At 63.5% G+C, this 7,262-nt stretch carries 9 protein-coding genes; 6 read left to right on the forward strand and 3 right to left on the reverse strand.

Features of this window, described 5'->3' with window-relative positions:
• Positions 1-25: 25 nt before the first annotated feature.
• Both KAZ48_02515 and KAZ48_02520 read left to right on the forward strand, forming a co-directional pair.
• The gene (locus tag KAZ48_02515; GenBank protein MBP7971646.1) at positions 26-220 is read left to right on the forward strand and encodes a hypothetical protein; all 195 of its coding nucleotides are present in this window, start codon (positions 26-28) and stop codon (positions 218-220) included.
• Positions 217-1,371 carry a glycosyltransferase family 4 protein gene (locus tag KAZ48_02520; GenBank protein MBP7971647.1) on the forward strand — a complete coding sequence of 385 codons (1,155 nt, stop codon included), beginning with the start codon at positions 217-219 and terminating at the stop codon, positions 1,369-1,371. Before KAZ48_02515 ends, KAZ48_02520 begins: the two co-directional genes overlap by 4 nt.
• Before the next feature lie 18 nt (positions 1,372-1,389).
• On the opposite strand, the gene KAZ48_02525 is transcribed toward KAZ48_02520, so the two are convergent.
• From KAZ48_02525 to KAZ48_02535, 3 genes are read right to left on the reverse strand one after another with little or no spacing between them, the layout of a single operon-like run.
• Positions 1,390-2,688: a DUF2029 domain-containing protein gene (locus tag KAZ48_02525; protein ID MBP7971648.1), complete on the reverse strand. Its 1,299-nt coding sequence runs from the start codon at positions 2,686-2,688 to the stop codon at positions 1,390-1,392.
• The gene (locus KAZ48_02530) at positions 2,685-4,166 is read right to left on the reverse strand and encodes a hypothetical protein (protein ID MBP7971649.1); all 1,482 of its coding nucleotides are present in this window, start codon (positions 4,164-4,166) and stop codon (positions 2,685-2,687) included. The genes KAZ48_02525 and KAZ48_02530 overlap by 4 nt, the downstream gene beginning before the upstream one ends.
• A complete protein-coding gene (locus tag KAZ48_02535; GenBank protein MBP7971650.1) occupies positions 4,167-4,808 on the reverse strand; it encodes a response regulator transcription factor in 642 nt (213 codons plus the stop codon).
• 232 nt (positions 4,809-5,040) lie between these two features.
• Here KAZ48_02535 and KAZ48_02540 point away from each other — a divergent pair, with 232 nt between their 5' ends.
• The 4 genes from KAZ48_02540 to KAZ48_02555 form a co-directional block, all read left to right on the forward strand.
• Complete coding sequence (locus KAZ48_02540) at positions 5,041-5,574, forward strand: DJ-1/PfpI family protein (protein ID MBP7971651.1); 534 nt, start codon at positions 5,041-5,043, stop codon at positions 5,572-5,574.
• A 19-nt stretch (positions 5,575-5,593) separates the two neighbouring features.
• The gene (locus KAZ48_02545) at positions 5,594-6,040 is read left to right on the forward strand and encodes a polyketide cyclase / dehydrase and lipid transport (GenBank protein ID MBP7971652.1); all 447 of its coding nucleotides are present in this window, start codon (positions 5,594-5,596) and stop codon (positions 6,038-6,040) included.
• A gap of 43 nt (positions 6,041-6,083) precedes the next feature.
• Complete coding sequence (locus KAZ48_02550) at positions 6,084-6,905, forward strand: metallophosphoesterase family protein (protein ID MBP7971653.1); 822 nt, start codon at positions 6,084-6,086, stop codon at positions 6,903-6,905.
• Between the two features lie 7 nt (positions 6,906-6,912).
• Positions 6,913-7,262: SRPBCC family protein (locus KAZ48_02555; protein MBP7971654.1), on the forward strand; the 350-nt coding region annotated here is incomplete at its 3' end.

The raw sequence follows: 7,262 nt of genomic DNA on the forward strand, positions 1-7,262 counted from the left end.
GGGTTCAAGGCAAGGGAGATCCAAGATGTTGATTGACTGCGGGACCTGCGTAGTCGCCGGAGATGCCTGCAACGACTGTGTCGTCAGCGTGCTCCTAGGTGGCCCCGAGGATGGTCAGCTTGTGTCCGAGGAACGTCGGGTGATTGGTCTGCTGGCTGAGTCGGGGCTGGTTCCGCCGCTGCGACTGGTTGCCGACGAGTCGGGCAAGATGGCCGGGTGACCGACAGAACCCTCGTCATTACGAATGACTTTCCTCCTCGTTCCGGCGGGATTCAGTCCTTTGTCCACGGGTTGGTTCTGCGACAGCCTGAGGGTTCGATCGTGGTGTACGCGCCAAAGTGGAAGGGTGCGGCTCAGTTCGATGCCCAACAACCATTCCCCGTCGTTCGGCATGGCACTTCATTGATGTTGCCGGAACCATCGGTCCTTCGCCGCTCCAAGCAAATTGCCGCTGCCGAAGGTTGTACCCGGGTGCTGTTTGGTGCCACAGCGCCACTTGGCCTGTTAGCCGGGTCACTGCGGAAGTCCGGCGTTGAGCGCCTGGTCGGCATCACCCACGGGCATGAGGCCGCCTGGGCGGTGACCCCAGGCGCCAAACAGGCACTGCACCGAATCGGTGATGCGACTGACACGATCACCTATTTGGGGGAGTACACGCGCTCGCGGATTGCGCGTGCGCTGAGTCCCGCCGCGGCCTCACGGATGCGTCGACTGGTCCCGGGCGTCGATGACCAGACGTTTTCGCCGGTCAACGCGCAGGAAGGTGCACTCGTGCGTGAGCGGCTCGGCCTGGCCGGCAGGCCTGTCGTCGTCTGTGTCTCTCGGCTGATGCCGCGTAAGGGCCAGGACACCCTGATCGACGCGTTACCCGAGGTCGCGCGAGCCGTCCCGGGGGCCGCGTTGCTGATCGTGGGTGGTGGGCCCTACCGCGCAGACCTGGAGAAGCTGGTTGCCGAGCGTGGGCTCGCCGACAGTGTCGTCATCACCGGCTCGGTTCCGTTTGACCAGTTGCCCGCGCACTACGCCGCGGGTGACGTCTTTGCGATGCCGTGCCGTACCCGCAACCGTGGGCTGGATGTTGAGGGTCTCGGCATTGTCTACCTGGAAGCCAGCGCAACCGGTCTGCCGGTGATCGCCGGTGATTCCGGTGGAGCTCCAGATGCGGTTCTGGCTGGAGAGACCGGATACGTCGTGCCTGGTGGTTCCTCAACGGCCGTATCGAGTCGGCTCATCGAGCTTCTGCAGAACCCCGAACGCGCAGCGCAGATGGGCAGGGCCGGTCGGGCGTGGGTGGAGAGGACTTGGAGCTGGCCGCTGATCGCCGGCCGGTTGACGGACCTGTTAGACGGTCGAAACCCCGACGCGGAGTAGGTGCCGCGCTCGGCGGCTTCAGGCGAAGTCACTCTCACGGCGCTGTGCCGCAACGTGGTCGTCGCTGGCACCGGATTCGGCAGCGCGAACCGGACGCATCACCCGAACGACCGCCCAAGCCGTAGCCACCATCAGCAGGCCAATGCGCAGGGCCTGGAAGAGCACTCCATACCAGCCGCCGGTCATCATGTTTCCGTAGGTGAACGGGTACACGAGCTGGCCGAACAGGGCCACGAGCATCAGCAGCCAGATGATCGGCTTCATCCGGGTGTGGCTGCTGAGCATGCAAACGCCTGCGATACCGGCGACCCAGACCATGTATTGCGGAGAGAACACGCGACTTGACGCGATTGACACCAGGATCACAGCAAGGGCGACATCCGGTCCGGCAACATGCTCCAACCGGCCACGCAGGCGGGCGTAGGCGATGGCGCCGAGAGTCACGAATCCTGCGATCGTCACGAAGGATGCGATGAACCCGGCACCGGTGGCATTGATCTCCATCGATCCATAGCGGAACACCGTCTCAACGTCGAGGCCGAGGTACTGCCCAATCACATAGACGACTCCTCCCACCGACTCGATCTGCAGTCCCCGGTCGCCTTGCTCCTTCAGGAACGTGAGGAACCCCGGGCCCCACAGGGACAGCAAACTCATGCCGGCGACGACCGTGGCGATCATTGCGGCGGCAACCTTGGGCAGGGCTCGGCGGGGATGCGCGACGATCAGGAATGCCGGCCAGACCTTCAGCAGCGTGCCGAAACCCAGCAGGATGCCGCTGCGCACAGGCTTGGCGAGCATCAGCAGCGCGAAGACCGCCAGGACCGTCGGGAAGATGTCGAATCGGCTCAGCATGACTGGGCCGATGACCAGACCCGCGATCGTGTACGTCCATGCGCCGGCGAGGCGTCCGACCGCCAATCCACGGCGCAGCAACGTGACGAAGATGAGCAAGTCGGCTAAGAGGGCCAGAATGATGAAGCCAGCGGTCGGGTGGCTGGTGATTGCCGAACCGATGGCAAAAACGAAGCCCGCCAACGGTGGGTACTGCCACATCGGGTCGTTGACCGGGTAGTGACCGGACATGATGACTTGCGCCCACGAGTTATAGAGGACGACGTCGTTGGCCATGAGCTTGCCGCCCGAGTAGGGGAAGAACCCCAGCGGGACGAGGACCAAGAAGATTCGGCTGAGAACGTAGGTGGTGATCAACCCGGGCTTTCCGCGCCACGACGCCGAACGTGGCGAGTCCCACCAGTCAGTGAGGCGACGGATGGTCGCATAACGCCCAAGTTGTGGGTACCGCGCGGTGCTCATCCGGCTCCTTCGGGCGGAGTCAGAAGGACGTACTCGGCTTCGGTGTCGGAGGTGTGCCACCCATGTGCTTGCAGCAACGGAACCAACGCATCCTTCTCTGGTAGTAGCGCCACTGTGGGACGCAGCTCCTGCACGGTTTCCTCCCAGCCGGGACGTCCCCGTTCCATGGACAGATATTGGTCGATGTACGTCGCCCCGTACCGATCGGCGCGCCCATCTATTCCTACTTGTACAACGGACCTGCTGACTGCTGGTCGTGCGTACCAAAGCACGAGTCCACTGATGTCATACCCATTGAGCACTCGCTGTGAACCTTGTGTCTCTGCGATCCGCATCACCAGCCCGACCGGTCGTGAATCTGGTGGAATCGCAACCGTTCGGATAACCATCATCGCAGTTGCAGTCAAGCCCACCACAATCACCGCTACGGCGACCGGGCCGGAGGCGCCCAGGAGGCCTTCGGCGGGCCTGCGGCGGTTGGGGCCAGACCAGGCGGTGCTGAGGCGCCACGCCAACGCCGCCGACAGCAATAGCACCGCCGGCGTGACGTTACGACCGGCCGCTGTGCCGAAGATGACCATGAAGATGACGAACAGGACCTCCGAGCGCTTCGGTCGGAGGCGGCCGCGGGCCCAGGCGGCGGCGAAGAGGACAAGCATCACCGTCAAGCCCAGACTCGAGATCGCCACCATGCTGGTCGGTTCCCACTCGCTGATCTGACTTGTGGTGCCAGCGAATCTGACCGGGCTCAGGAGGTTCAGTGGACCTACCGGTGACACGCACCCACCGGCAAGGCTGGCGACGACGGCGATCGCCAGCGGTTTGAGGGATGCGTCGCGGCGGCCACCGTCGAGCCATCGGCCGACGAATGCCAAGCCAAGCGCAAACGGAAGCATGACCCAAAGGCCGTGGCAGTTTGCCCACACCGCCGTCAGGAGCAGCAGCATCCACCAGCGAGGGACCTTCCCGTCGCGGACCGCCTGGAGCCACCACAGCCCGACCAGGGGCAGCAGTATGAATGAGACCTGTTGTGGCCGTTCCTGTGCGAAAAGGATGACCGTAAAGATGCCCAGGCATGCGGTGACGAGTCCAGCCCACATTCGGTTGGTCTGAGTTGGGCGTGCCGTGCGCGGGAAGACCACCCAGGCGATCGTTGCGAACGTGGCAGCGGTGGTCGCTGCCCGGAAGGCCACGAGCCCGTTCCATCCCCACAGCGAGTTCAGCCACGAGAAGACGACCTCGACGATCCACTGCGTTGACACCCAAGCGTTGTCGACGGGGGCGTACGACCAGTCACGGCCGACGTCGTAGATCGAGGTTCCATTCAGCAACTCACCGCCCAGTCGGACGTGCCAGAAGACATCGACATCTCGTAACGGGCCGGCGGTCGTGGCCAGCGCGCCCGCCGCGACACAGACGAACGCGAGCAGCACGGGTCGGCGCCAAGTCGCCGCGGCGGCGTTGGCGTTGGCGGACATTTAGTCTTGATCGGCAGATTGCCGCAGCAACCCAAGCCGAAGAGCGGACATCAGTGCTTGGGCCCGGTTGCCGGCGCCCAACTTCTCGTAGAGCTTGGAGATGTGGGTCTTCGTCGTGGATTCGCTGATGAACAGGTCTCGAGATATCTGAGCCACGCTCAAGCCGTCGGCGAGTAGCTGAAGCACCTCGCGTTCCCGTGGGCTCAGTTGTGGGCCGGAAGGAGACATTCGACGCTTCATCGCCTCCGGCAAATCGCTAGCGGTAAACGTGTGTGGTGAGACGGCGGCATGTCTGACGGCGGCAACGACATCATCGACCGGCGAGGATTTGGTGACGAAGGCGCTTGCGCCCGCGTCGAGTGCTTGAAACAGGCGCTCGTCGTTGGACTTTCCGGTCAGAATCACGATGCCGAGGTCGGGCACCTGGGAGCGGAGCTTGCGGCCCGCCTCGATGCCACTTCCGTCCGGCAATTGGGCTTCCAGCACGATGATCTGCGGGCTGAGCAGGGTCATGAGGCGGGTTGCCTCGGCAATCGTGGCGGCCTCGCCGATCACGTCGCAGTCGCCCTCGCCTTCAAATGCTCGCCGCAGGCCGCCACGGATGAGCTCGTGCTCATCAACAACCAGTAGCGTGATCGCCACCAGCGCTCCCTTCAGCCGTATTGCCGCCAGATGCGTCCAAGAGGGCCGCGGTGCCTTGACCCCGCGACAGCTATCCGCGCCGTCGAATCATGTCCAACAGACGCACGTGGATGCGCGGTGAAGCGAGCAAGCAGCCAGCGAGGTTGGTTCGGGAGAAGCTGATTTTGACGGGTCGATCTACGCGTGGGCGCATTCCCTGGGGGATCCTCCGCCGCGCGGGTAGGCTCGCAACATGGCGACGGTCCTTTTCGTAGTGCCACCTGAGCGCTTTCGGGACGAGGAACTTTTCGACACCCGCAGTGTCATCGAGGCTGCCGGCTACGAGTCGGTCGTCGCGAGCACCGTGGCCGCGGTGTGCCCAGGTTCACGCGGCGGGAACGTCGAGTCCGTCATGACACTGGATCAGGTCCGCACGGATGACTTCTTAGCGGTCGTGTTCGTTGGCGGTGGCGGCTCGAAGCTGTTGTACGGCGACCGCCAGGCACACCGTATTGCGCAGGAGGCTGTGACAAAGAATCTCGTCCTCGGTGCCATTTGTCTCGCTCCGGTCATCCTGGCCAACGCGGGCGTGCTGGAAGGGGTAAGAGCGACCGTCGCGGGGACCGAGGCCGAGACGTTGCGCCAGCACGGCGCCGTCTACACCGGGCCGGGCGTGACGGTTGACGGCAAGGTCGTCACGGCAAACGGACCCAAGAGCTCTTCACGTTTTGGCGACGAGCTGGTGGCACTCCTGGCTCGCCACGTTCCTGCAGCGCCCATACCCTGACTGCGGATGAAGGGGGCGAATGATGGTTGGAGTTGACCTCGTCGACGAGACGTTCATCGCTGCCGCGCCGACGGCTGTAAGTGGTGTGGTCGCCGATCCCGCACGCTGGCAGGAGTGGTTCCCCGACGTCGAGTTGTCAGTGTTCATGGATCGCGGTGTTGCGGGGATTCGCTGGTCGATCACAGGCGCGTTCGTGGGCTCGATGGAGATCTGGCTGGAACCGGTAGGAGACGGTACGACGCTGCACTACTACTTGCGCGTCGTACCGACCAAGTCCGGTTCGACGACCGAGCCTGACCCGTTTGACAACACAATGGCCGGCAATCGCAAGGCAGCCCGCGTCCGCGTCCGTCGGGCAAAGGCGTGGAAGCACATCGTGTGGGCGCTCAAGGATGAGCTCGAAGGCAACCGCGAGGTCGGCTCAGCCGCCGCACTGCACACCGCACCGCCCACCGACCAGCAGTAATCGCCCACGCGGTCCAACGCGGCCGCTCGGTAGGCTGCCCGCGATGAGGCTGCACGTGGTCAGTGACGTTCATGGGGCCAGCCGCGAACTCGCGGATGCCGCCAGCGGAGCCGACGTGTTCGTCTGCCTTGGAGACTTGCTGCTGTATCTGGACTACCAAGACCCGTCGGAGGGCGCATTCTCCGAGGTGTTCGGCCGCGAACTGACCGCCGATTACATCGAGCTGCGGCTTGCCAAGCGATTCAGCGAGGCGCGTGCGCTCACGGCGAGCGCCTGGGAACGGATGTACGGCCGCGATGATCCTGGCCTGCGGATGACGGTCTTTTCCGAGATTATCGACAGGCAGTATCGGCAGATTTTCAACGACATGCCCGCCCCCGCCTTGCTGACGTACGGCAACGTTGATCTGCCTGACTTGTGGGGCAAGTACTTGCGGCCGGGCCACCGTGTCCTCAATGGCGAGTCCGCGACGATTGATGGCTTGCGGCTCGGATTCGTCGGGGGAGGCCTACCGTCTGCTTACCGTACGCCGAACGAGGTCGCCGTTGAGGAGTTTGACGCGCTGGTGTCAGCCGTGGGCCCAGTTGACGTGCTTTTCTCGCATATCCCGCCAGCAATTCCGGACTTGACCTACGACGTGATTGCAAACCGGCTGGAAGTCGGCAGCACGGCATTGTTGAAGTTGATTCGCGAGACCCAACCGCAGTACGCCGTTTTTGGTCACGTGCACCAGCCGCAAGCGGCGAGGTACCGGATCGGTCGAACCGAATGCATCAACGTGGGGCACTTCCGAGCAACTCGTCGGCCGTTCGTGGTGGACGTGGACGCGTTAGTGTCAGGGGACCGCACCGACAAGGACAGGTGAACACTCCATGGCAGATCGAACCCACGGTGAGATTTCGATCAACGCGCAGGCATCCGCCATCATGGGTGTCATCGCCGATCTGGCTCAGTATCCGAGCTGGAGCGAAGGCGTGGAATCGATCGACGTCCTAGAGACCTTTGCGGATGGGCGCCCCAAGGTGGCCCGATTCCACTTCTCATCTGGGCCGATCCAGGACACGTTCGTTCTTCGCTACGAATGGAACGGCAATGATTCGGTCAGTTGGTGGCTCAACGAGGGAAGCGTTCTGAAGAAGCAGGAAGGGACCTATTCGATCATTCCAAATTCCGACGGCTCAATGCTGGTGTCCTACGACCTCACCGTCGAATTGGCAATCCC

Source organism: Candidatus Nanopelagicales bacterium (genome assembly GCA_018003655.1).
In the GTDB taxonomy this organism is placed as follows: domain Bacteria; phylum Actinomycetota; class Actinomycetes; order S36-B12; family UBA10799; genus JAGNDY01.